At 51.9% G+C, this 22967-nt stretch carries 29 protein-coding genes; 8 read left to right on the plus strand and 21 right to left on the minus strand.

Annotated features, from left to right (window positions below):
- Nucleotides 1-56 precede the first annotated feature (56 nt).
- Nucleotides 57-1412, plus strand: coding sequence for an adenylosuccinate lyase (purB, locus tag NUS69_RS01500; protein WP_258084111.1), 1356 nt, complete (start codon nt 57-59; stop codon nt 1410-1412).
- A 1522-nt stretch (nt 1413-2934) separates the two neighbouring features.
- Here purB and NUS69_RS01505 read toward each other — a convergent pair.
- Nucleotides 2935-3291, minus strand: a complete 357-nt coding sequence (locus NUS69_RS01505) for a DUF134 domain-containing protein (RefSeq protein ID WP_258084112.1) — start codon at nt 3289-3291, stop codon at nt 2935-2937.
- Between the two features lie 95 nt (nt 3292-3386).
- Here NUS69_RS01505 and NUS69_RS01510 point away from each other — a divergent pair, with 95 nt between their 5' ends.
- Nucleotides 3387-3845, plus strand: a complete 459-nt coding sequence (locus NUS69_RS01510; protein ID WP_258084872.1) for a 6-pyruvoyl trahydropterin synthase family protein — start codon at nt 3387-3389, stop codon at nt 3843-3845.
- Between the two features lie 15 nt (nt 3846-3860).
- On the opposite strand, the gene NUS69_RS01515 is transcribed toward NUS69_RS01510, so the two are convergent.
- Nucleotides 3861-4424: a hypothetical protein gene (locus NUS69_RS01515; RefSeq protein WP_258084113.1), complete on the minus strand. Its 564-nt coding sequence runs from the start codon at nt 4422-4424 to the stop codon at nt 3861-3863.
- Nucleotides 4425-4481: 57 nt separating this feature from the next.
- Here NUS69_RS01515 and NUS69_RS01520 point away from each other — a divergent pair, with 57 nt between their 5' ends.
- The gene (locus NUS69_RS01520) at nt 4482-4901 is read left to right on the plus strand and encodes a PPC domain-containing DNA-binding protein (RefSeq protein WP_258084114.1); all 420 of its coding nucleotides are present in this window, start codon (nt 4482-4484) and stop codon (nt 4899-4901) included.
- 34 nt (nt 4902-4935) lie between these two features.
- Here the strand turns inward: NUS69_RS01520 and NUS69_RS01525 are convergent, their stop codons facing one another.
- The 9 genes from NUS69_RS01525 to NUS69_RS01565 form a co-directional block, all read right to left on the minus strand.
- Nucleotides 4936-6243, minus strand: coding sequence for an RNA-guided endonuclease InsQ/TnpB family protein (locus tag NUS69_RS01525; RefSeq protein WP_258084115.1), 1308 nt, complete (start codon nt 6241-6243; stop codon nt 4936-4938).
- Between the two features lie 96 nt (nt 6244-6339).
- The gene (locus NUS69_RS01530) at nt 6340-7353 is read right to left on the minus strand and encodes a hypothetical protein (protein ID WP_258084116.1); all 1014 of its coding nucleotides are present in this window, start codon (nt 7351-7353) and stop codon (nt 6340-6342) included.
- Between the two features lie 61 nt (nt 7354-7414).
- Nucleotides 7415-8206 carry an SDR family oxidoreductase gene (locus NUS69_RS01535; RefSeq protein ID WP_258084117.1) on the minus strand — a complete coding sequence of 264 codons (792 nt, stop codon included), beginning with the start codon at nt 8204-8206 and terminating at the stop codon, nt 7415-7417.
- 18 nt (nt 8207-8224) lie between these two features.
- The gene (locus NUS69_RS01540; RefSeq protein ID WP_258084118.1) at nt 8225-8806 is read right to left on the minus strand and encodes a DUF998 domain-containing protein; all 582 of its coding nucleotides are present in this window, start codon (nt 8804-8806) and stop codon (nt 8225-8227) included.
- Nucleotides 8807-8812: 6 nt separating this feature from the next.
- Complete coding sequence (locus NUS69_RS01545; protein WP_258084119.1) at nt 8813-9121, minus strand: antibiotic biosynthesis monooxygenase; 309 nt, start codon at nt 9119-9121, stop codon at nt 8813-8815.
- Nucleotides 9122-9177: 56 nt separating this feature from the next.
- Entirely contained in the window at nt 9178-10155 is a 978-nt protein-coding gene (locus NUS69_RS01550; RefSeq protein ID WP_258084120.1) for a hypothetical protein, read from the minus strand.
- A 59-nt stretch (nt 10156-10214) separates the two neighbouring features.
- Nucleotides 10215-10601: a NifB/NifX family molybdenum-iron cluster-binding protein gene (locus NUS69_RS01555; RefSeq protein WP_258084121.1), complete on the minus strand. Its 387-nt coding sequence runs from the start codon at nt 10599-10601 to the stop codon at nt 10215-10217.
- A gap of 75 nt (nt 10602-10676) precedes the next feature.
- Nucleotides 10677-11258: a NifB/NifX family molybdenum-iron cluster-binding protein gene (locus tag NUS69_RS01560; RefSeq protein WP_258084122.1), complete on the minus strand. Its 582-nt coding sequence runs from the start codon at nt 11256-11258 to the stop codon at nt 10677-10679.
- Nucleotides 11259-11405: 147 nt separating this feature from the next.
- Nucleotides 11406-11810, minus strand: a complete 405-nt coding sequence (locus NUS69_RS01565) for a NifB/NifX family molybdenum-iron cluster-binding protein (RefSeq protein WP_258084873.1) — start codon at nt 11808-11810, stop codon at nt 11406-11408.
- Nucleotides 11811-11882: 72 nt separating this feature from the next.
- Here NUS69_RS01565 and NUS69_RS01570 point away from each other — a divergent pair, with 72 nt between their 5' ends.
- Both NUS69_RS01570 and NUS69_RS01575 read left to right on the plus strand, forming a co-directional pair.
- Nucleotides 11883-12752, plus strand: a complete 870-nt coding sequence (locus NUS69_RS01570; protein ID WP_258084123.1) for an ATP-binding protein — start codon at nt 11883-11885, stop codon at nt 12750-12752.
- Nucleotides 12752-13639, plus strand: coding sequence for an ATP-binding protein (locus NUS69_RS01575; RefSeq protein WP_258084124.1), 888 nt, complete (start codon nt 12752-12754; stop codon nt 13637-13639). The genes NUS69_RS01570 and NUS69_RS01575 overlap by 1 nt, the downstream gene beginning before the upstream one ends.
- Nucleotides 13640-13642: 3 nt before the next feature.
- Here the strand turns inward: NUS69_RS01575 and NUS69_RS01580 are convergent, their stop codons facing one another.
- Entirely contained in the window at nt 13643-14479 is an 837-nt protein-coding gene (locus tag NUS69_RS01580) for a hypothetical protein (RefSeq protein ID WP_258084125.1), read from the minus strand.
- Between the two features lie 101 nt (nt 14480-14580).
- Between NUS69_RS01580 and pfdA the strand changes: the two genes are divergently transcribed.
- Nucleotides 14581-15021, plus strand: coding sequence for a prefoldin subunit alpha (gene pfdA, locus NUS69_RS01585; RefSeq protein WP_258084126.1), 441 nt, complete (start codon nt 14581-14583; stop codon nt 15019-15021).
- 82 nt (nt 15022-15103) lie between these two features.
- Nucleotides 15104-16834 carry a DUF2341 domain-containing protein gene (locus NUS69_RS01590; RefSeq protein WP_258084127.1) on the plus strand — a complete coding sequence of 577 codons (1731 nt, stop codon included), beginning with the start codon at nt 15104-15106 and terminating at the stop codon, nt 16832-16834.
- Here NUS69_RS01590 and NUS69_RS01595 read toward each other — a convergent pair.
- Nucleotides 16809-17741, minus strand: a complete 933-nt coding sequence (locus NUS69_RS01595; protein ID WP_258084128.1) for an SDR family oxidoreductase — start codon at nt 17739-17741, stop codon at nt 16809-16811. The two genes, NUS69_RS01590 and NUS69_RS01595, sit on opposite strands and share 26 nt — an antisense overlap.
- 132 nt (nt 17742-17873) lie before the next feature.
- Between NUS69_RS01595 and NUS69_RS01600 the strand changes: the two genes are divergently transcribed.
- On the plus strand, nt 17874-18893 hold the full coding sequence (locus NUS69_RS01600) for an adenylosuccinate synthetase (protein WP_258084129.1): 1020 nt from the start codon (nt 17874-17876) through the stop codon (nt 18891-18893).
- On the opposite strand, the gene NUS69_RS01605 is transcribed toward NUS69_RS01600, so the two are convergent.
- Genes NUS69_RS01605 through NUS69_RS01640 form a run of 8 tightly spaced genes read right to left on the minus strand, consistent with a single transcriptional unit; the run spans nt 18886 to nt 22952 of the window.
- A complete protein-coding gene (locus NUS69_RS01605; RefSeq protein WP_258084130.1) occupies nt 18886-19677 on the minus strand; it encodes an alpha/beta hydrolase in 792 nt (263 codons plus the stop codon). The genes NUS69_RS01600 and NUS69_RS01605 overlap by 8 nt on opposite strands.
- A gap of 1 nt (nt 19678) precedes the next feature.
- Complete coding sequence (locus NUS69_RS01610) at nt 19679-20083, minus strand: type II toxin-antitoxin system VapC family toxin (protein WP_258084131.1); 405 nt, start codon at nt 20081-20083, stop codon at nt 19679-19681.
- Complete coding sequence (locus NUS69_RS01615) at nt 20080-20364, minus strand: AbrB/MazE/SpoVT family DNA-binding domain-containing protein (RefSeq protein ID WP_258084132.1); 285 nt, start codon at nt 20362-20364, stop codon at nt 20080-20082. Before NUS69_RS01615 ends, NUS69_RS01610 begins: the two co-directional genes overlap by 4 nt.
- A 51-nt stretch (nt 20365-20415) precedes the next feature.
- The gene (locus NUS69_RS01620) at nt 20416-21072 is read right to left on the minus strand and encodes a hypothetical protein (RefSeq protein ID WP_258084133.1); all 657 of its coding nucleotides are present in this window, start codon (nt 21070-21072) and stop codon (nt 20416-20418) included.
- Between the two features lie 4 nt (nt 21073-21076).
- A complete protein-coding gene (locus NUS69_RS01625) occupies nt 21077-21379 on the minus strand; it encodes an iron-sulfur cluster assembly protein (protein WP_258084134.1) in 303 nt (100 codons plus the stop codon).
- Nucleotides 21369-22361, minus strand: coding sequence for an ArsA family ATPase (locus NUS69_RS01630; RefSeq protein ID WP_258084135.1), 993 nt, complete (start codon nt 22359-22361; stop codon nt 21369-21371). The genes NUS69_RS01625 and NUS69_RS01630 overlap by 11 nt, the downstream gene beginning before the upstream one ends.
- Before the next feature lie 9 nt (nt 22362-22370).
- A complete protein-coding gene (locus tag NUS69_RS01635; RefSeq protein ID WP_258084136.1) occupies nt 22371-22652 on the minus strand; it encodes a hypothetical protein in 282 nt (93 codons plus the stop codon).
- 12 nt (nt 22653-22664) lie between these two features.
- Nucleotides 22665-22952: a hypothetical protein gene (locus NUS69_RS01640; RefSeq protein ID WP_258084137.1), complete on the minus strand. Its 288-nt coding sequence runs from the start codon at nt 22950-22952 to the stop codon at nt 22665-22667.
- Nucleotides 22953-22967: the final 15 nt, after the last annotated feature.

Genomic DNA, 22967 nt, shown 5'->3' on the forward strand with positions numbered 1-22967 from the left:
TTCATGTTAAGCGAAAGGTTTTAAGGCCCAAAAATTGCCATAGGAGTGGTGATAATATGACAGTTCATCCCATAGACTACCGCTACGGGAGCGAGGATATGAGGCGCATCTGGGATGAGGAGAATAAACTCCAAAAGCTTCTCGATGTTGAGGCCGCTCTGGCTAGGGCCCATGCAAAGCTTGGCAACATCCCCGAAGAGAGTGCAAGGGTAATCTCCGAGAGGGCAAACACGAAGTGGGTAAGGCTTGAGAGAGTTAAAGAGATTGAGGCCGAGATACACCACGACATCATGGCCGTCGTTAAGGCCCTTAGCGAGGTCTGCGGCGAGCATGGAAAATACGTTCACCTCGGCGCTACCTCCAATGATATAATAGACACTGCCAATGCCCTCCTAATAAAGGAGAGCCTGGAGATTGTGAAGAGCGACCTCAGGGAGATACGCTCAATCCTCAAGAACCTCGCTATGGAACACAAGTACACCGTCTGCATAGGAAGGACCCACGGTCAGCACGCGGTTCCAACGACCTACGGCATGAAGTTTGCGATATGGCTTGACGAGATACAAAGGCACCTGGACAGAATAGATGAGCTGGAGGAAAGAATTTTGGTCGGCCAGATGAGCGGCGCCGTCGGGACGATGGCGAGCTTTGGGGATAAGGGACCCGAGATACAGCGCCTCGTCATGGAGGATCTCGGGCTAAAACCTGCCAGGATAAGTAACCAGATAATCCAGCGCGACGTCTATGCGGAGCTTATGATGGTTTTGGCCCTCATTGCCTCGACCCTTGATAAGATTGCCCTGGAGGTAAGGAACCTTCAGAGGACGGAGATACTAGAGATCAGCGAACCCTTTGGGAAGAGGCAGGTGGGCTCTTCAACAATGCCTCACAAGAGGAACCCCATACGGAGCGAGAAGGTGAGCGGGCTGGCGAGGGTTCTCTACTCCAACGTCATTCCTGCACTGCTTAACAACCCCCTATGGCACGAGAGGGATCTGACGAACTCCTCTGTCGAGCGCGTTATCCTCCCTGAGAGCTTTGTTCTACTTGACGAGATGCTCAAGAGCATGAAGAAGGTTCTCTCAGGGCTAGAGTTCTTCCCGGAGAACATTAAGAGGAACCTCTACATGACTAACAACTTGATCATGGCCGAACCGCTGATGCTGAAGCTAACAGAGAAAGGAATGGGAAGGCAGGAGGCGCATGAATTGGTGCGAAGACTGGCAATGAGGGCGTTCAGAGAGAACAGAGACCTGATAGCCGTTGCCAGAGAAAACGAAGATGTGAGAAAGTTTTTAACTGAGGACGACTTCGAGAGCCTGAAGCCGGAGAACTACATAGGCATGGCACCGCTGATAGTCGATAACGTAATTGCCTATATAACGGAGAAAGAACGAAAAGAAGGACTTTAATCCCTTTTTCTTTGATTTAACGCCACAACATCCTTTTTTGGATTTTTGGCCTAATGATGCCAAATGACTCTCAAATTTTTTGCTAAATTTTTACTTTTTAATTCAATTATATTTATGTCTCATTTTTATAGGTTTATTTTTAATATCTTAAATATTTGTCCTTTATTCTTATTATAATTGTCTATAACTTACAATTCAAAAAATTAAATTTTGATGATTTTTGACCACTTTATGTAGTATAAATGGGAATGGATGTACATAAATGATCATGCTAATGGGATGGCACTTCTCGATGAAAGACGCCACCCTACTATCAGGCAGTACATTCTCTCCCATGAACCCTTAAGGGGCATTGTTAATTAAGCTTCCCAGAGTGCCAAAAGTTTATTCTGAGATCGGGCTTCCATGGAACAAAATTTGGTTACAATTAAAGGTGGTATATATGGGGTGCCGAAACCCTGGCATAGGCCCACTTGTTTCATCAAGGGGCACCCATAAAGCAGTAGTGGGTCCAATAAGGCAGAATCTTATAGTTATGTCTTAGGTTACCCTCACTACGATGGTTATGTTTATCCGCTGTTAGTGCGGATTTAGGAATGTGCTGGGGGATAGAATCCAAGCCCCTGGAACTGGCAGAATGTCTGCATCCGTTGTCCTTTCTATGAACATGGTTGTACTTTTGTTTTGGATATAAGGTACATTATATCCAATTTTGAAGTACAGGGTTGGTCATTTTAAGGGGCATTCCACAGGACTATGACTCCCAAAAGTAAGGCAACAGACATTTAAGTGGGTAAAAGACCCCCTGCGGTTGTTAGGGCCTTTTTGTATAGGGGGCATAAACTCCCGCGGATCGGCTCCGTTATATGCAATTCGGGACAGGTAGCGTGGCAGACTCATATCCGTCATACCTCTCATTTAAGTGGTGCCAATCTGGCCTCCTCCCTGCCGTGAGGGCGAGACTTTCAAAAGAAAAATGTAAATGTCCCCAGTTGGTGTCTGCCATGTGCCCCTTTATTTCCTGGCTTCCTGGCACTATTCATAGTGCCTGTAGCGCTCTCACGCCTATCCGAGGTGACTACCTTTATTCGTAACCAAATTTTGTTTTTGTGTTGTCTGTGGGACTCATGGTGATTATCTTAGATTTTAGTGGTGTCCCTTAATAGGGATCTAACCGCTTGGCTTGGTGTCTGGATGTATACTTCTTTCGCAGGGTTTATTATATTGAGTGGTAGATTTTCGGAATTTTTTAGTATATTAAGCAGTGTTAAAATTACTTATTATTTTTTAATAAAATTTAATCTATTTAACTCCGTTTATCTAAACCTCTTGCTAATATTATTTTTCTTATTTTTATATATTTCATGTAAATAACTTTTTTAAGTAGTTACAATTCACTCGAAAATTTGAGAGATAAAATCTGACACAGAAATTAGGAAAGCCTAAAAACAATAGAGCATTGAGTAGGACTCTAATCGCCAAGAAATCCAATAAAAGAGTTTAATCGGACCAGTAGGTCTTCTCACGGCTTTTCTTCGGTCATTCCTTTAGGAATCTCGTTGCCCTGTGGCAGGATGATAAGCTCCCTTCCCTCAACCAGCATCTGAGCAACCTTTTTTCTGGCCGAGCTCAGTGCCCTCCACACCGTACCTCTGGAGACGCCCATCCTCTTTCCGGCCTCTTCCTGCGTTAAGCCTTCATGGTCGACCAGTCTGAGCGCTTCGAACTCCTCGTAAGTCATGAAAATCGGTGGTTTGGGCTGTCCAACAGGCGGCAACGCGGGATAGAAATATCTAACCTCTGGCACGAACCCGATCATCCTCATTTTCCTTCTCCTTCCCCTTCCGCGGCCCCTGCCCGGCCCCATTCCCATCGGCATAGTTATCGGATATCCTAACGACGGTTCACTTTATAGGCTTTCCGCCTCCAGTAACTGTTATAATCCCTCAATCCCAAGTTAACCTGGTGGGAGACATGGCGTTTAGACTTTCCGAGAGAAAGATAGGCTGGCACAAGGACTTTGACAGCTCACACTTCCTTGCACTCCCCTACGAGAGCAAGTGCCTCAGAATTCACGGCCACACGTACAACGTTGACGTCGAGATATGGGGCGACGTTAATGAGAACGGCATGATATTTGACTTCAACCACCTCAGCAGGCTCATAAAGCTCCTCGACCATAGGATTCTGGTGAGCGGGAACTGGGTCGTTGAGAGGGGGGACGGCAAGCTCATCATTGAAAAGAACGGAAAGAGGCTCGAACTTCCCGAGGACGAGGCGGTAATCTTGGACAAGCCCAACGTTACGGCGGAGTACATAGCGGAGTGGTTCGCGGAGAGAATAGCCGAAAAAGCCGGAGAAAACGTGAGAAAAATCCTGGTCAGGATATGGGAGGATCCGAGGAGCTACGCGGAGGTAATCCTTGAGAGATAAGTTTTGTTGGCTTATCTAACAGCCCTTCCAGTTTGCTGTTTCCCCTTTAATACCGCACTCTTCCCGCAGGTTTCTGAGATTTGAGGAGGCTTTTTCTTCGAGCTCCGTGTAGTATTCCTCCGTGAACGTATCCTTCGCTTCAATGGTCATGCTGTGGATCAGGGTCAGGTACGCGTTGGCAACATCACATTCTTCATGCTCCGCTATGACGGGCATCATATCCACCAGGTATCCTATGAAGCTGTGGAGTATTTTGAGCCAGTCTCCCTCATAGCCGTTTTCGTTTAGCCAGCCCTTGAGTGTAATGAATATCTTGACGGCAGGCTTCACTGTGGAGTACTCGCCATAGCGGCGGTATCTGATGAGCAGGTACTGGAGGATCGAGATTAAAAGCCTGCCGACGAGCGCTCCCTCGCCGTTCTCCTCAACGAATCTCTGGAACTCAACGAGCCCCCTCCTGCCGCTCCTCTCAAACTCCGCAAGAACACTCCAGTAGGGAGTAGAGTACTTTGAGAAGTCAACTTCCTCAAGCTCGGGGATTTCCGGGAGTACTGCCATTACGGCTTTCTTAATATCCATCGCCTTCCACCCAAACGGTTAAATCGAGGTGCGCTTATTAGCTTTGAGGTGAGTGCCGTGAGGTTTTCAAGGGGACGGAATTTCCTCTTCCGGATTCCAGAGGGGGAAGAGTTCCTTGAATTTATCAACAGGTTTGCAAAGAAAAACAACATCCTCATCGGGACGGTTAGTGCCATCGGTACCCTGAGGAATCCAAAGATAGGTTACTTTGATGAAGAAGCCGGGGAGTACAAGGTCATTGCGCTCAGGGGAACCTATGAGCTGGTCTCCCTTTTGGGCAACATAAGCGTAAAGGACGGTGAGCCGTTCGCACATATCCATGTTGCCCTTGGGGACTCCGACGGCATGCTTTACGGAGGCCACCTCATTGAAGGGGAGGTCTTTGTTGCTGAGGTCTTTATACAGGAGCTCCTCGGGGAACTCCTTGAGAGAAAACCGCAGGAGAACGGGCTGGCACTGTGGGACGTGGAAGTCTGACCTCCTCCCCGCCTTGGTTGAGGGTTCCAACGAGTTAACCTCTCGCCATTGGCAGGGAGGTTTGAAGGGTCTCCATTAGGAACCCTTTCAAGGGTTCCCTGAACCCCTCTGGCCGGACCTCCGGCCAATTACCCCTACCTGCCGTTAAACCCGACAGGCTCGAGGTTATGGTTTTTACCACCTTCTTCAAAATGTTGAAAGCACCAACAAGGTCGGCGTTAAAGATAAGCCCCGTTGCGGGACACTTAAATAACCCGCGAACAAAACGAGCCCCTTCATGGGACTTCCCGCAAACAGGGCAAGTCTTAGAAGTGAAAGCCTCACCAACAACCAAAACCTGAATACCATACTCCTCCGCAACTTCTTTAAGACGCTTAATAACTGTATTGAACCGCCACACGTGAGAGAGGAGGAAATTCTGCTTTTTACCCTTCTCAGAATTCCTCGCTATGCATTTGGGATAACCGACAATAATCTCAGAAACTCCAAACTCGTAGAGTTTCCTAACCGTTTGTCTAACGGCGGTGTTGATGTAATGTTTGGCTTGGAGTTTCGCTTTCTCATGCATTCTCCTGAGTTTCCTACTTGTTTTAGCCCCACTCTTGTTGAGTTTTGACTGGTAATCAGCAATCTTCCTCCTCCAGTAAAAGTCAATACTCTTTAACGGTCTCCCATTCACGAGGAAGCTTTCGCCATTCTCAACATAAACGGCCATCAAGTTGTTTACACCCAAGTCAATTCCCGCGGAAAGGCTCCCCTTTGGAGTTCTTGAGAGTTTAACCCACTCGTCTTTTTCGAGTTTCTCACTGACTGTAAGGCTCATGTGAGCGTACCATTTCTGCCTTACGGAGTCGTAAGTGATTTCTAAGCGCCCTTGCTTGCCTTTCAATTGTATTCTGCCTTTAAATTGGATTTCAAAGCGTCTGAACTTGCCGAGACCTTTAAGGATTAGTTTGTTTCCTTCAATCTTGTACTGGTCGTTTATGAGAACGATTAAGGGTTTTCTCTTCCCGTCTTCTTTGAGGTAGTTTGGTGGTTTTGGTTTGAGCCAAGAGGGAAGTTCACCATTCCTCTTCTTTCGAAGGAGTGAGAAGAATGAACGCCAAGCTTCCGCGTTTTTGCGACATATTTGCTGAACTGTTGCTGAACCGATTTCTTTTTTAAACTCTTCATAAACGGTTTTTTCAGTTAAATTGAAGTCCACGATTTGCCCTTGGAAGTATTGCTGTCGTCTGAGATAGTTTGCTCTGTTCCAGACTTTTGCTCCAATGTCGGCTAACTGGAAGAGTGTTTTTTCTTGCTCTTTCGAGGGCTGGAGTTTTACCCTTACTGTTCGCTTCATTTCGAAGTATTGTATGGATTTTAGGCTTTAAAAGAGTGTCGCTTTCCCGCTTAAAGGCCAGCTGGGTGGTAACTTCATGGAGAAGACGGCATGCCCCTAACGTTTCTTTTTGATTATCCTGAGCACCTCGGAATAGAAAACCACGATCCCAAATCCAACTCCGGGTACCCAGGCCATTACCACTAGAGGCACCGATTTGGGCAACAGATATGCAATGAATGCTACAAAGATTCCCAGGGGGGCGAAAATTTTCCATGGAACCTTGGCCGGCAAAGGGGAGACTTCGGCAACGTCGGAGCTCACGTCGAGGTACAGGAGTGTTCCCAAAAGGACGTATGCTATCCATACTCCAAACTGGTCTCTTATTGGGGGTATCCCTTCGGGGAAAAGTTTTAGGGCTATGAGGATGTACATGAGGCCCCACAGGGGAAGAAGGAAAAGCAGTTCTCTCTTGGTTGGCAGGAGGGCTCTGAAGCCGGTTTGGGGCCCCTTCCTTCTCCAGAGCCACATGCCAGAAACGACCACCACCCACGAAAGGGACGGGGAAAGGAGTGATACGAGTTTTGACGGGGAGTTGACTGCTTGGTTTATTCCGCAGAAGAGGATAAAGAGGATCAAAAGAAGGGTGGTGGCTGTTTTATCTCTGAGACGGTTTGAAAGCCATTCGGGCAGACCCGATATGGTTTCCCGCGATGTCGTCAGGTACGTTTCGGAGATCATTATCGGGAGGGCGAAAGACATAATGGGATGCCATAGGAAGATTAGGAGGAGGAACGGTACAACCGATATGCCGAGGAACCTGGGTTCGGCACCCCACCCGGGATTCCAGAGCATTTTTGTCCCATACGCCTCAAAGAGTCCAAAAACTTGTCCCGCAAGAAACAGTGTGTACAGATCCACTCTCTTTTTTTGAAACGCCACATAGGAAAAGACCAGGATATTCAGGGTGTAGAACGGGTACGTCACAATAAGCCCCGAGGGCGTGAAGAATGGAAACGGCGTGGATGATGTAACAACCTCTGCGAAATACGTGGATAATCCGCCGAGGATCAGCCAGAAAGCGTATTTATGGTACCACTCCGGCGATTTTGATGTGGGTTCTTTCCCCATGCTGTTCCCGCCACCTGCACTTTGAACCAATTCAGTGGGTAGTATAAAAAGAGACACCATCTCAGAAAACGGAATTAAGCCTTCCACCGTCTATGGGAATCATCGCTCCGTTGATGTAGTTTCCAAGCTCGCTTGCAAGGAAGGCGACGAGGTAGCCTATCTCTTCCGGCTCGCCGAGCCTGCCGAGGGGTATCGGCTTCGCGTAGTCTTGAAGGGCCTCTTCGACGCTTTTTCCTTCCCTTTCCGCCCTGTCCTTTGCAAGCTGTATCATCCTGTCGGTTCTTATTATTCCGGGCATTATGCCGTTGACGGTTATGCCCTTCGGTCCGAGTTCCTTGGCGAGCGTTCTCACGAGGCCTGCCATTGAGATCCTCACAACGTTGCTGAGGGCTATGTTCGGTATCGGCTCCCTTATGGCGACACTGGTCGAGTAGATTATTCTTCCAAAGCCCTTTCTCTCCATCGCGGGGACGAGGGCTCTGGTGAGATAAACCGCAGGATAAAGGAGCAGCTCAACGGCCTTCTCCCAGTCCTCCATGGTCATCTCCATGAAGTAGCCCGGCTTCGGCCCGCCCGTGGAGAAGAAGAATATATCAGGCTCCCCGATGTCTCTGAGTTCTTTAACGGTTCTCTCAAGGTCCTCCCTCTTGGTCAAGTCCGCGGCGATGTAGTGAACTTCAACGTCGCTTTCGGTTCTGATCTTTTTCATGGCCTTTTTCAGGTTTTCCTCGCTTCTTGATAGTAGTATCACGTCCGCGCCGGCCTTTGCCAGAACCCTCGCGACGCCGAAGCCGATGCCCTTGCTGGAGGCTGTTGTAAAGGCGAGTCTTCCGGAGAGCTCTATTCCGAGCATACCGACCACCACTATGGGTTAATCTGTAATCCCTAAAAACTCTGCCCTCAGAAGTGTTCCCATTAAGGAATAGTGCCAAATTATCATAGCAAAAATTCCAATGAACTCGGCGATGGCAACGCCCGTGAAGGTCTCGAAAGCCCATCTCGCAAGGAGAACCTCAGCGGTGAAGAGCAGGGCCGTGAAGGCTCCAAACTTCCGCATGCCTTCGAGCCATAGGCCGGCCCCGGCTATCAGGAATCCTAGGCTTCCCGCCAGGAAGAACCCCCAGCTGACGTGGTAGTGGGGCCCAGTCCCCTCTGGAAAAATCGCCACCCCTGCTAAGAAGGCCAGCCCAATTATGAAAACAGCAATTCCAAGCCTGAAAACTGTGTTTTTAACTTCACCAAACAGGCCTACCGCATAATAAATGGCGAGAATTGCGGAAATGAATAGCGGAACGTTCATCACCCAGTTGTAAGGGAGGCCAACCTTCCCCAGGTCGCTTATCGCGTTGTCTGTGAGCCTCCACCAGGGGCGGTTTATCATGATTGCAGCACCTATCCCACCTAGGCTAATCAGGGGTGAGAGAATACCGGCCCAGAGCTGGCTCCTCTTCATCCCTCATCACCCTTTGTAGGAAATCATGTAGTGCTGCATGTACTTCTCCTTTTCCAGCAGGAAGTCGTCGTCCTCGGGATAGTACTTCGTCAGCCCAAGGTTTTCCCCGGCGAACTTTTTGATGGACTCCATTGAGTCCCATATCGTGACGGGGAGGAAGTAAGCAGCGTCTCCCTCATCTTTCCGCGTGAAGTAGGTTTTCAAACGGCCTTTAACGGAGCCGTGGTTCAGAACCGCTCGCTCGATGAGGGACTTTTCGTATTCGTCCGCCTTTTCGGTTGGTACTCTCCCATGCCAGAGCCTCATGACGGCCATGGACTCACCCCGACGGTACTTTTATCTGCATCATATAAAAAACTGCCCGAGGGGTTTCACGGCGTTAATGCCCATCTAGCGCTCTTCACGAGGCTTAAGATCGCAACAATGCTTGCAAAAGCCCAGAGAACCATGACAATTGAGACCCCAAGTGCGGGCAGTACGAACGTTTTTATTGATGTGGATGCAGTTGCGGAGATTACGAAGACTCCCGCAAGTTTAGTGAGCTTTCTAAGCTCGGGCCTGCATTCTGTGATTTCGACATCTTCATGCTCTTGGGACTTCTTCAGGGCACGGTACAGAAGGAAAAGAGTGAGGGCGTAGAGTGCCCATATTGGAACCTGGGCAGAGAAACCGGGGAGTGCTTCTCTCCTGAGCATGGAGCCGAAGATTATGTAGTACGCAACGAGCGCCAGGATCAGGGGCTTGAGCTCCCTCCTGTTGGGCAGGAGCTCCAGCATGTCATGGTTTCTGCCGTTAAAACGCTTCAGCCAGAGATATATCATGAGAATTAGAAACGCCGAGGAGGAGAACGTCGATAGAAATGAGTGGAGGGGAGACGGAGCGTTCGAGGACTCGACTATGCCCAGAAACATGGCGGTGAGATATGGGTGTTTGAGAACGAAACCCGGGAGCACCCTTCTCCTGGAGGTCAGGAGCTCCGCGATGCCGAGGGGAACCATGAAGGACATGAAGGGATGCCAGAAGAGCACTATGACGAGGACTTCGAGGACACCGATCCCCCCTACTTTGAATATTGAACCCCATTCTGGATTCCATATGACCTTAGTTATGTATGCCTCGTAGAGGCCGAAGAGAATGCCGGCTAGATAAAGGGTCTCAAACCGAGGCTTCCCGAAGCGATAAACGATTCCGGCGAGAACCAGCGTGTGAAGGCCGTACAGGGGGAGGAGGGAGATTATCCCCCAAGGTGTGAAATACGGGTAAAGGTACGATGCCACGGTTACCTCCGCGAAGAAGACGGAGAGCGAAGCCAGCAGGAACCAGAAAAAGTATCTGTAATCCAGCCGCATTGTTTGCCCCTAGAGGGGTACGTTGTGGGTGAATTTAAGGGTTGCGAAGAAAAGAAAGCCTACCCTCTGCCTCCGCTTCTACCGTGGCCACCGCCAGATCTGAAGACTGCAGTTGTGAGCTCTCCCCGGAGGAAGGCCTTGACGGCCTCTTCGACGGTCATCGTCGGGGATGCGGAAGTGACCTTTATCCCTGCAGCCTGAAGTACTGCCGCCGAATTTGGCCCAAAATGGCCGGATATAACGACGTCTACTCCCCTGTCGATGCAGAACTGTGCCGCCGTGACCCCGGCTCCCCTTGACTGGTTATAGCCCGGGTTTTCGACCACCTGAACTTTGGTTATGTGGCCGTCATCAACTCCCACCAGGGTAAACGTGGGGGCTCTCCCGAAGGCCGGGTTGACCCTATCGTCTAGACCTCCCCTTTCGGTTGAGACGATTATCCTCATGGGTTCACCTCCTTTGGCTCAGGACTGCCGAATTTAAAAAAAGTTTGCATACGCTCAAAAATTAAAGAAAAGGCATCACCACCGGTCGCGCCAGCGTGCCCTTCCTCTCGGCTGGCCGGTTCGGGGGCAGTATCCAAGCCTGGCGCCCCATCCCCTGCCGTTGCCCCGTCCACGTCCAAAACCTCTGCCGCGACCTCTTCCCCAGCCGGAACCGTAGGCGTATGCCGGATAGATTGGGTAGGGGCCATGGACGGGTGCTGCGGCTGCTCCTGCTCCACCTAAGCCTGCCTCTCGTGGGGAGCCTGGAGCGGTTCCTATTCGTCCAGGGCCGCTTCCAATGGTGCTAGTTATCGCCTCCCTTACGGGGGTTCCCGGTGCGACTTGGTAGACCCTTATGCCCGCGGCCTGGAGGGCACCAAGGGCATTGGGGCCCACCTGTGGAACTACCACGGCATCGACGCCCTCGTTGATCAGGGTCTGAACCGCCAGCGGGCCAATCCCACCGACAGAGCTCGCGGCGGGGTTCTTGAGGACCTTGCTGCTAACTATGGTGCCGTTTTCATCCACTTCCGCTATAAGGAACGCCGGAGCCCTCCCGAAAACGGGGGCAACGACGTCATCGATTCCTCCATCGTTCGTGGGTATTGCGATCTTCATCTTCACAACCTCTCGTTCCTTTGATATTTTGTGCATATGCACAGTATTTAAATCTTTCGGCCACCCTAATGAAGTTGTTCTTATTGTGGTAGCTGAGGGTTGCTGTGTCAGATCAAGAGGCACGTTTTTCTTTCCTTCTTCCGAGCTCTAGAAAAGCGGATGGTTCCGGGCCTTCTTTGCTTGAGCTTGCTCCCAGAGTTCATTGAAGTTTTTTACAATCCTCCGAAGGGCGGTGCTCAGCTCCCTTGTCCTGGTGAAGACAACCACCTTGTCCGTACCCTCTCGAATCCGGATGAAATTGGGCCCCATCCTGAAAGCGGCCAGAACATCAACGTCTGAAAGCTGGTTGATCACGGCCTTGAACTTCTTTGGGTTCCCGTGCCCACCGTCGTGTTCCTTGAAGTCCCTCGCTTTGTTGTGCCTCTTTTCGAGGAACTTAACGCTTCCATCTTCGCAGACCCTGTAAATCGCAAAGAACTTCGAGTCGCCGTAGTGGGAATCTGTGAGGGTTTCGTCGTTTTCCATTCCGAACGCGACTCTCAGACACCTCACGGGCACCACCGTTTTGAGCATATGCACAAACTTTAAAAGTCTTTAGGTTGCCCTAATCCTGGAGGTGAGAACTTGCAGATAGCGGTGAGTGGCGGGAAGGGCGGAACCGGAAAGTCAACCGTCGCCGTTAACCTTGCGATAGCCCTGCGCGATCACTACGACCTTGTCTTGGCTGATCTCGATGTTGAGGGGCCCAACGATCACCTCTTGCTGGGGATTAGACTGGCCAACGAGGAGCCTGTTGAGATGTTCATGCCGCAGTTCGACTATGGAAAGTGCATCCGTTGCAGGAAGTGCGCGGAAGTCTGCGAGGAGCACGCGATAATAACCATGCGCGACGGGACACCCTTTCTGATGCCGAACCTCTGCTCCGGCTGTGGGGCGTGTGATATAGTTTGTCCGGTTTCGGGGGCCATTCTGCCGGGCAAGAAGCTGATGGGGCACACCTACCTTACCGAGACGCCCTACGGCTTCCCGCTCGTTACAGGGAGGCTCCTTGAGGGCGAGGAGAGGGCAATGCCGATAGTTTCGAGAGCCAAGAAGCGCGCCAAAGGGCTTGGGAAGGAGCTTTTGATGGTTGACACCGCCGCGGGGACAAGCAACACCGTTTCAAAAGCACTTGAGGACTCAAGGCTCATCATAGCCGTCACCGAGCCGACGCCCCTGGGGGTTCACGACGGTGAGCTGATACTCAGACTGGCAAAGATGATGGGCATCCCTGCGGCTGTCGTCGTGAACCGCTCGGACATCGGCGACGTGGCCAAGGTGTGCGAGATTGCCGGGAAGTACGGTGCGGAGGTAATAGCGGAGATTCCCTACAGCGAGAACGTCATAAGGAGCTACGTCGCGGGGAGGCCTGTAGTCCTGACGGACTATCCAGAGGCGGAAATCTTCCGGGAGATGGCAGAGAGGGTAGTTGAGCTTCTTGGGGGTGGTGAGTGATGCAGCTTGTCATAGCGAGCGGTAAGGGGGGAGTCGGAAAAAGCACCGTCACGGCATCTCTCCTCTACCTGCTGAAGGACGAGTACAGGTTCGTTGCCGTCGATGCCGATGCAGACGCGCCTAACCTCGACCTGCTCCTTGGGGTTGAGAGCTGGGAGGAGGAGATGGAACTTGTAGGGGCGAAGGTGGCCCGCATAAACACCGGGAGCTGCATAAGGTGCGGCATCTGCCAGGAGCGCTGTCCATACGACTGCATCAAAGTGGTAGACGGCGACTACGTTGTCAGCGAGCTGACCTGTGAGGGTTGCAACGTCTGCGGCCTCGTCTGTCCGGTTCCGGGGACGATAACGCTGGAAGAAGTCCGCTCCGGCGTGGTTAGGAAAGCGACCACCCGCTACGGTTTCCCGCTGATTTCCGCCCAGCTCGACGTCGGAAGACCCAACAGCGGAAAGCTGGTCACCGAGGAGAAGGAGTGGGCGAAGAGGCTCATGGGGGAGCTCGGCATTGACCACATGATAGTGGACAGTGCCGCGGGCATAGGCTGTCAGGTCATAGCGAGCATTGGCGGAGCGGATCTGGCAATACTCGTGGCGGAGCCTACCCCCGCTTCCCTCAGCGACGTTCAGAGGGTTTACAGGGTCGTCCAGCACTTCAGACAGCCGGCTTACCTCATCATCAACAAGGCCGACTTCAATCCTGGCTTTACTGCCCTCAAGGAGTGGGCCGAGGCCGAGGGAATCCCGATACTCGGGGAGATACCCTACGACAGAGCAATTCCGAGGAGCATGAGCATGCTGAGACCCTTCGTCGAGGCGTTCCCCCACTCGAAGGCGGCTGATGCCATGAGGGAGGTAGTGGGGCGGGTAAAAGACGAAATCCTGAAATAACCGCTACGGATTTCCAAGGGGAAGGTTCACCCCTCTCCCGTTTACCACTACTGCAACCCTCATGGAGATGGGGAGGCTTTCGCGGTTTTTCACAGTTCCGTTGAAAACAATCACGAAGGAACCGTACGGCCCTTTTGCCCAGATTCCAACGGAGTTTTTGTCGTCGATTCCCATTGGTATGAACGTCTCCGTTCCATCTCCTTCACAGGAGCTTACCTCCTCCCCGTTTTCGGTGTGGTGCCAGCACCTCCAGGCTACTTCCCTGGTAATCTCGACTATGCTGAGGTTCTTGGGATAGAAGAGTGAGATCCCTTCAACCCACTCCACCGTTGCAGGGTTTGAGAGGTAATAAAGGAATACTACGGCCTTTCCGTCTATCTCCGTGTAAATCATTCCATAAAGAAGGTCGAAGTCCTTGGAGTCTGGAGTGATTTCTCTGATCGGGGGGACGGAGAGGTAGGGTTTTTCCACATGCCATCCCGAAGAACCGCTGACCGTCTTGGAGCCGTTGGCAAAGGAATAGGCGTACCTCTGATAGACCCTCCCTACCTTTCCATCCTCTGCCAGTTCCCCCAGAACTGCGAGCGGGTAGTTGGGGTCGAGTGAGGAGTTAAAAGAGTCTCTAAGAACACTTACGAGGTTCTCAGCCCCGTTAACTCTTTCCGTCCACTTCTCAACGTTTATCTGGTTGACATAGGGGCATATCGTGTACGGGATGGGATTGGGTCGTTGGACGTTTTCACTGGGATTCCTGAAGTCTGAGAAGGATACGATGAGCCCTGCTGCGATAACGAGGAGCATTCCCGCAGTAAGTAGCTTCCCGAAACTCATGTCCACCACATAATTTCATTTTGCATAAAGTAAATAAGGCTTTCGTTTTCATGGTAATCTCCGACCCAAACCTTAAAAGCCCAGCCGCCTAGTCCCACCGGTGGTGTAAAATGGCCGAGACCAACGAGATGGAGAAACTCGCTTACGAGTATCAGCTCCTCCAGGCCCAGGCCCAGCTTCTGGCCCAGAACCTCGAACTGCTCACCCTTGGAAGGAACGAGTTTCAGGCGGTAAAAGAAACGCTGGAGGAGCTCAGGAAGGTCGAGGAGGAGAAACCGGAGATTCTGGTGCCCATTGGGGCAGGCTCATTCCTGAAGGCGAGGATAGAGGACAAGGAAAACGCGATAGTCAGCGTTGGCGCCGGCTACGCCATAGAGAAAAACCTCGACGATGCCGTAGCGTACCTCGACGCTCGTATAAAAGAATACGAGGAGGCAATAGCCAAGACTCAGGAGGCCCTGAGGAAGCTCGAAGCCCAGCTTGGAGACCTGGCCAAGAGGGCCCAGGAGATACAGCAGAGGCAGGCTATGGGCTTTAGTGTTAAGAGATGACGTTTATCCAAAATTTTTCGGCTCCGAACATCAAAATCTTGGGATAATATTTTAAACTTTTTATCCCAGAGTACGTTTTAGTATGCGGAGGAAACTCAGGATAACTTCAATCATGCTGGTTTTAACCCTGCTTCTTGGAACCTTTGGGCTAGCTGTGCCCACGATTACTGTTAACGTTCAGGAGATTGGAACCGGTGCCAACAGGCTTGTGAGCCCGGTTTGGGAGGGGAGATACACACTGTGGCAGTCGGGTACCGATGTCGTTGCCGTGGAGCTGATATTGACCGCTGATATGCCGGCGGGCACGGTTGTATACGTCATGCTGAAAAACTCTTCGGGTGTTGTTGTCTCGAACGGCACCCTTGTTGTAGGGTCCGGGGGCATCCCTGCGGGGACACCCTTCAATGTTACGGTTACTCCCGTTAATTCCGCATGGGTGGATCCGACACAGACGGAAGTTATCATTCTGTCCTCTGACTACAATACCGATTTGTCGGGCCCGATATTCGTGAATACTCAAAAGCTCGGCCTGGGTACTTATGATGGCAGTTATTCCCGTCCCATAACCGTCTATGGGACTTCTGTTTTTCTTGATTACTATCCGATACGGATGCTGTTCATATCGTCCAATCCATCGTTCCCGTGGGACTCGCTGTATTTCACGAATACAACGGGGAGCTGCCTGTATTATTGGAAGGAGTTCAATGGGACGTTTGTCAATTCCGATGGGAGAACCTACTCCTGGGCGGTATTTTGGGTAAACGTCACGAACATCCCCGCCAATTCCAATGAGACAATTTTTGTGAACTACCTGGGAACCGGAAATCCGTGTTCTGCTTATGTGAATCCCAACAAGGTGTTTTTATTCTATGATAATTTCAGCAGTCTCGCCAACTGGCAGACGGGAGGTACCCCAACCATCTCCGGAGGGGAGCTCCAGCTGGATAGGGGCGACTGGATACTGAGCACGAGGAGCTTTCCGGTGCCCTATTCTGTCGAGGTCTTTACGAACCTTGCCTATGACGACGGAACCCCCTACGACACAAGGGGAGGGGGGTTTTTCTCCTGGGTCTATTCACTCGGGCCGTTTATCCTTCCCTACGTGGATTCCGCGGGTTCTGGAGTGGGAGAGGGAATAGGGACGGAATACCTGAACTGGGCGGGCACGCTGATTCCCTGGGGTCAGCAGGACGGGCTGGTTCAGGCAGACGCTAGTTCCCCGATCACAACGCTGAACTGGAACTACGGAGACAGCAATCCTCCGTACATCATGGGGCAGTGGGAGATCCTCAATGCGACGGTAACCTCCACATCCGTTGATTTCTCGCAGGTACTGTTTCTGACATGGAATGGTGCCAGATGGGCCCTGTCCACAACGCCTTCCACGGGTATACCTGCGTACACCCAGAGCACGAGTTCATACACCATAACGGTGACGTCCGACGGCAGGATACTGCTCGGCCAGTGGAGCGGCGGGCCCACCCGCGTGGACTTTGTCTTTGTGAGGAAGTACGTTTCCCCCGAACCCACGTACACCCTCGGGAACGTGTATTACCACCTCACCTTCGTTCCGGAGCCGCCTGCGACGTCAATAACCGGAGCCTCGGTTGCCTCAACGGGTATTCCCACAATAGCAGTTATCGGAAAGTCTGCCCCGGTGGCACTCCCGATCGGGGGTCAGACCTCCGGCGGAAAGACCATCCCACAGCTTCAGAACGAGACCGATGAGGTCAGGGGTCAGAGTAACACCACAGAGAGAATTAAAGAGCTGGCAAGGGACGCGAACCTTACCCTCCCCTCCAATGGTCCGTAGCGTACCACTCCACCGTTTTCTTTAGTCCTTCCTCCAGCGAGAACTCCGGCTCGAAGCCGAGCTTTCTTATCTCTCCTATGTCGGCGAGACTGTGCCTTATGTCGCCGGGTCTCGGCTTATCGAAGAGGATTGACGTATTTGCTCCGGTTATCTCGATTATCTTGGTGGCGAGCTCCAGTATGCTTGTTCCTCTTCCGGTGGCAACGTTGAAGACCCTCCCGTTGGCGCGCCTGCTCTCAGCCACCAGCAGGTTGGCTCTCACAACGTCTTTCACGTAGATGAAGTCCCTTGTCTGCTTTCCGTCCCCAAAAATGACCAGCGGTTCGTTCTTCAGCGCGCGGTTGATGAAGATGCTGATGACGCCGGCGTACTGATTAAAGCCCTGTCTGGGGCCGAAGACGTTGAAGTACCTCAGCGAGACGACGGGCAGGCCGTACAGTTCGTGAAAGACGCGGAGATACTCTTCAGCTGTTGCCTTGGTCAGGCCGTAGGGCGAGAGCGGTCTTGGCCTCTCTGTTTCTTTTAACGGGAGGTTCGGGTTGTCCCCGTAGACCGCCGCCGAAGATGCAAAAATTAGCTTTCCGTGCCCATCGAGCAGTGCCCTCAGGATGTTGATCGTACCGATGACGTTCACTTCCTCCGTAAAAACCGGATCCCTTATGCTCTCCACGACGCTGACCTGTGCCGCCTCGTGGAATACGTAATCCGCGTGGCTTATCAGCTCGGCTATGGTGGAGTAGTCCCTGATGTCGGCTTTAACGAGCTTCGCTCCCGGCGGAACGTTCTCCTCCTTTCCCGTGTAGAGGTTGTCGATTATGACTACCTCGTTGTCCTTGACCAGCTCCCAGGCGATGTGGGAGCCTATGAATCCCGCCCCTCCGGTGACGACCACGAGCTTGTTCCTCATTGCTACCCCCGTTGGTAGTGTTTGCCACAGGTTTTAACCTTTTGCCGGGTCAGCGCCCAGTATTTTGACTTGTTCTTGTTAAATTCGAAACCGTTATAAGCCCCCTATTGACTTAAACCTGGGTAAGGAGCCATGCCGAGCTACATCGTTGTTGGAGGCCAGTGGGGAGACGAGGGCAAGGGTTCCGTTATAGCTTACCTTGCCCTGAAGGACGAACCCGAAATCATAGCGCGCGGTGGAGTGGGGACGAACGCAGGACACAGCGTTTTTATCAGCGGTAAAAAGTACGCGGTGAGACAGCTGCCGACGGCCTTTATCCAGAGAAAAGCAAGACTTCTCGTCGGCGCCGGCGTTCTCGTTGATCCTGGAGTTTTCTTCCGCGAACTTGAGCACCTCAGGGACTTCAACGTAGCCGAAAGGGTTGGAATAGACTACCGCTGTTCCATAATCGAGGATGAACACAAGAGGCTCGACCGTTCGAATTCCCACCTTCACGAGGAGATAGGCACAACCGGGAGCGGCTGCGGGCCGGCAAACGCCGACAGGGTCATGAGACGAGCAAGGCTTGCAAGGGACGTCCCCGAGCTTGAACCCTACCTGACGGATGTCGCCCAAGAGGTCAACGACGCCCTTGATGACGGAAAGCTCGTGCTCATTGAAGGAACGCAGGGCTTCGGGCTGAGCCTCTACTACGGAACCTACCCCTACGTGACCTCGAAGGACACGACCGCCTCCGCCATAGCGAGCGACGTTGGAATAGGTCCGACGAGGGTTGATGACGTCATAGTCGTCTTCAAGAGCTTCCCGACGAGGGTAGGGGCGGGACCGTTTCCAACCGAGATGAGCCAAGAGGAAGCAGAAAAGCTGGGGCTCATCGAATACGGAACCGTCACCGGTAGGAGGCGCCGCGTGGGCTGGTTTGACTTCGACTTCGCCCGCTATTCGGCGAGGATAAACGGTGCAACGATGCTCGCACTGACGATGCTCGACAAGTACGACAGGGATGCCTTCGGCGTTACTGACTACGACAAACTGCCGAAGAGGGCGAAAGAGTTCGTTGAAGAAATCGAGGAGCGCGTCGGTGTTCCCGTTGGGCTCATCAAGACAGGGCCGGAGCTGGAGCACATAATAGATAGAAGGGAAGTCATCTGATGCTTTCCCTTTTTGCCATTTCAACCAGCCATCCCACTATAGCTTTGTGGAACTCGTCCGCCCATTCCGGGTCCTCGAATATCTCGTGGTAGGTCCCTTCAAATTCCCTTATCTCCTTGTCCTCAACGGTGAGTTCACTGAGAAGTCTTCTGGAGCCCTCGGGGGGTGTTATGATGTCTCCCGTGCCGACGAGGATGAGTACGGGGACCCTTATCTTTTCAGCCTCTCTGTGTGCCAGCTCCATGTTTTCGAAGGTGCTCCTGCCAAGTCTCGCCGAAATCCTGTCGTGAACGAGTGGGTCTTCCACGTAGCGCTTCACTGCCTCAGGATTCCGGGAGAGAAGCTTTGGATCGAGACCGTTGGAGAGCGTTACTCCCGGCGCGATTTTTCCGAGGAACTTTGCCAGGGCCACCATGAATGAGGGCGTCTTTGGACTTTTCGCTAGTGCAGGAGAGGAAGCTATCACACCCCTTATTTTGTCGGGCCTGGTTTCCGCGTACCTTATTACCGCCAGCCCTCCAAGGCTGTGGCCGAATAGGAACGGCCTCTCCCCAATTTCCTCGATGATACCGTCGACGATGTTCATTGCCTCCTCTATGCTCGTGTGTCCCCTCTTGCCGGGACTCCTCCCGTGGCCGGGCCAGTCAAAGGCATAGACGGCGAAGCCGGCATCGGTGAGCATCGAAATTAGCCTTTCATACCTTCCGCTGTGTTCTCCGAGGCCGTGGACAAGAACGACCCAGCCGAGCTTGGGTTCGCCAAATTTGGCTTTATACACATTCATCTCAATCACCGAGCCAGAGCCTTTTCAGCGGAAGAACGTCGAAGTCTTCATCCTCGCTGACCATGGCCTGAAGGCCATTGTTCTCTATGACTGCAACGTGAAGGGCATCGGAGGGACGGAGGTTGTATTTGACGATAATTTCCCGAGCAGTTAGGTAATCAAAGACTGCGAGGGGAAGAACTTCAACGTAGGGGAGAACCTTTTCATCTATGAATTCAATCGAAAGATTGTACGGGACACCATATTTCTTCTTTGCAACGTGAATGGTCTCGTCAAGAACCAGCGGACTTGTGTAAAGGCTATGGTTTTCAATCAGTTCGACGTAGAACTCGACTATTCTTCTCTCATCCTCGGGGGTCTTAGTTAGGAGGTAAACGAAGAGGTTTGTATCAATGAAGAGCTTCATTCTTCAATCCCCCAAATTTCGTCGAACTCGTCTTCAAGGCTTATCCCTTTCAGCTCACCGAGTTTGGCGGGCTTACCTCTGGCTCTTTTGTGTTTCCACTCGAGGAGCTCTTCAATCAGCTCTTCTTTGCCCTTCTTGGGCATAATTATCAATCCCTTGTTAGTGGGCTCAACTACGACCTCTCCACCCTCTTTTATGCCGTAAGCTTCCCTGAAAACCTTTGGAATGACTATCTGTCCCTTCGGGCCGACCTTGAGACGGATACTAACCAAGGGTATCACCGAGTATAACTATGAGTTCAACCGATAAAAAGGTTGCGAGACCAAAAAAGCTCAGGAGGAGAACGGACTCTCCTTTATCTTCTCGTTGGCGAAGCGGAGTATCTTTTCGACGTCTTCGCCGATCGTGTCCGGCTCGGGCTTCATGAGGAGGTAGAAGACGTTCGTCTTGGGTGTCAGGGATATGTGCTTCACGTTGTGTGGCTTCGACATGCCCTCAAGGAGGGCCCTGAGACCCTCGATGTCCCGTCTCTTCTCGTAGAGTGCTTCGTATTTCTTCCCGGCGATTTCGACTACCTCCTTCTGCAGGAGGGGCTCGTTCTCTATGTCGGGCCTCATGCGGTAGTAGCCCTTCTGGATGAGGTGGGCCTCGCGCTTTATCTGGGCGAAGGGTTTGACGACCACGTATAGCTTGTCGTGTCTGCTGGTTATGAGGGCGATCGGGAAGTATAGGAGGCTGTGTCGCGGGAGGAGGGTCAGTGTGTATTCAAATTTTCTGATGTTTTCGCGGTTGACCTTGTATGTTGCCCTGAACCCTATGTAACCTCCGAGCCATACGTATTCCTTGTCTTCCGGTTTTACAACTTCCTCGATGGATTTGAGGTAGTGGTACATCAGCTGAAGGTTGAGCTTCCTGCCCTTATAGAACTGTATCGTCGTCAGTGCCGCCAGCACCATTATGACCAGTATCCACGTGGACGAGAACTCCATTGGCCTATACCTCCATTTCATCTTCAAGAGGGTAGTACCTCTGCAGGGTGGTGTCGTCAACTATCTCAAAGTATCCCAGCTTTCCACCTAAAACCTTTACCATGTCCCTCACGATTCTGGCCTGAATCGGCCAGTTGACGGCCATGGCAAAGGGATGTACCGGAGTGTTCCGGGCAAATGCGACGTATATCGTGGTCTTGTCCTCTTCCACGACCACCTTTGTGACGAGGCCCTCGCTGACTATGTCCATGCCTGTAAAGGGGTTTTCAACGCCCCTTAGGAGCTCCAGTACTTCCTCAGCCCTCAAGAACCATGCCTCCGAGCCTTTCGAGCCATTCCAGTCCGCGGGGTTCCTCGGCGAACATGGGCACTTTGATTATCTCAACCTTCTTGAACTTCCTTTCGATCTCTTCGAGAACCTTCTTCTGGGCGTCCAGCTTGACCTTTATTTCCGGTATTTCCCTCTCGACGGTTATCACTTTGTTTATCACTATCATGTTGAGGGGAATCCGGAACTTCTTGAGGCTCTCGTAGGCCCTTTCGGTCTCGTACAGCGGCAGCATCTCGGGGTTCATAACGGCCACTACGGAGGTCTTATTGGGGTCTGTTATTACCTTCTCGACGAACTCCACCTCCTTTCTGTATTCCAGAAGCTCCTTCATCACGGGGTCCTCTTCCTCCTCCTTTGGAAGAGTGAACTCCTTCCCCTCCAGCTGGAACTTACGATCACCGTGAACCTTGGCTATCATCCTCCTCCGTTCCAGTATCTTCTTCCTTATCTCTATGAGCTTGTCGGCCCAGATCAGTGATATCCGGGGCAGGGCCAGAACACGGAGTGTTAGGCCCGTCGGGGGCGTGTCAAAGACTATCACGTCCCATTTCTCCCCCTCAAGTAGTATGTTCCTGATGGCTTCGAGGGTGGCGTACTCCTCTATTCCCGGGGAAAAGCTGAGAACCTCAAAGTACTTCTCCAGGTTTATCACGGTCAGATAGCGGTACATGTGCTTGAGGTTGTCCTCCAGATGCTTAAGGTAGCCCTTTATGAGCTTCTCCATGTCGAGTTCGCTCGCGTAGAGATTTTCTCTCAGTTCCTTCGGCTTGTCCGAGAGCTTTACCATGAAAACGTCGCCGAGGTTGTGTGCCGGGTCTAGAGATACAATAAGCGTCCTGTACCCTTTCCTCGCGATGGCCGTTGCCAGAGCGGCGCTGGTTGTGGTCTTACCGACACCGCCTTTTCCTATCACAAAAACCGCCCGAAAGCCTTCCGTTGGAAGCAGGAACTCCCTCATGCTACCACCTCAGTCTATGTCGAACATTCCCGCTATCTCACCGAAGATGTCGTCCAGATTGATAGCCCTCTGTTGCATTACGTGCATCTCCTTTACCATGTGTGGCATCAGCCTGACCACCAGGGTGGTGGGAGGTGAGGGTATTCCGACGAAAGAGCCCATGAGTATGAGTGCGAACACGTTCTCAAGCTCCCTCTCCTCGAATTCGATGTATTCAGTCGACTGCTCCTTGAACGACCCCCCGAATCCCTTCAGGAAGGCCCTTATGTCCTCAAGTATTTTCCTGACCATGTTGATTCCTCCTTACACACCTATCCAGCCGGTCTTCATGGAGACCTCCTTGGTGCTCTTCTCCTCCATAACATACAGCTCTCTTATTACGTAGGGAAGCAGTCTGAAACTCAGCTCCGTCGGGAGATGGGGTAGCCCTATGTAGTCCCCGAACAGGATGAGCGCAAATATGTTCTCAAGCTCTTCCTCCTCCCATTTAATTCCCTGGATGTAATACAGCTCAAACCCCTTGTGGAACTCCCACAGCACCCTCAGGGGCAGTGAAATCACCGAGAATACCTTCCGGAGCATCTTTTTCATCTTCATCCCTCAAAA

This window comes from Thermococcus thermotolerans, assembly GCF_024707485.1.
GTDB lineage: Archaea > Methanobacteriota_B > Thermococci > Thermococcales > Thermococcaceae > Thermococcus > Thermococcus thermotolerans.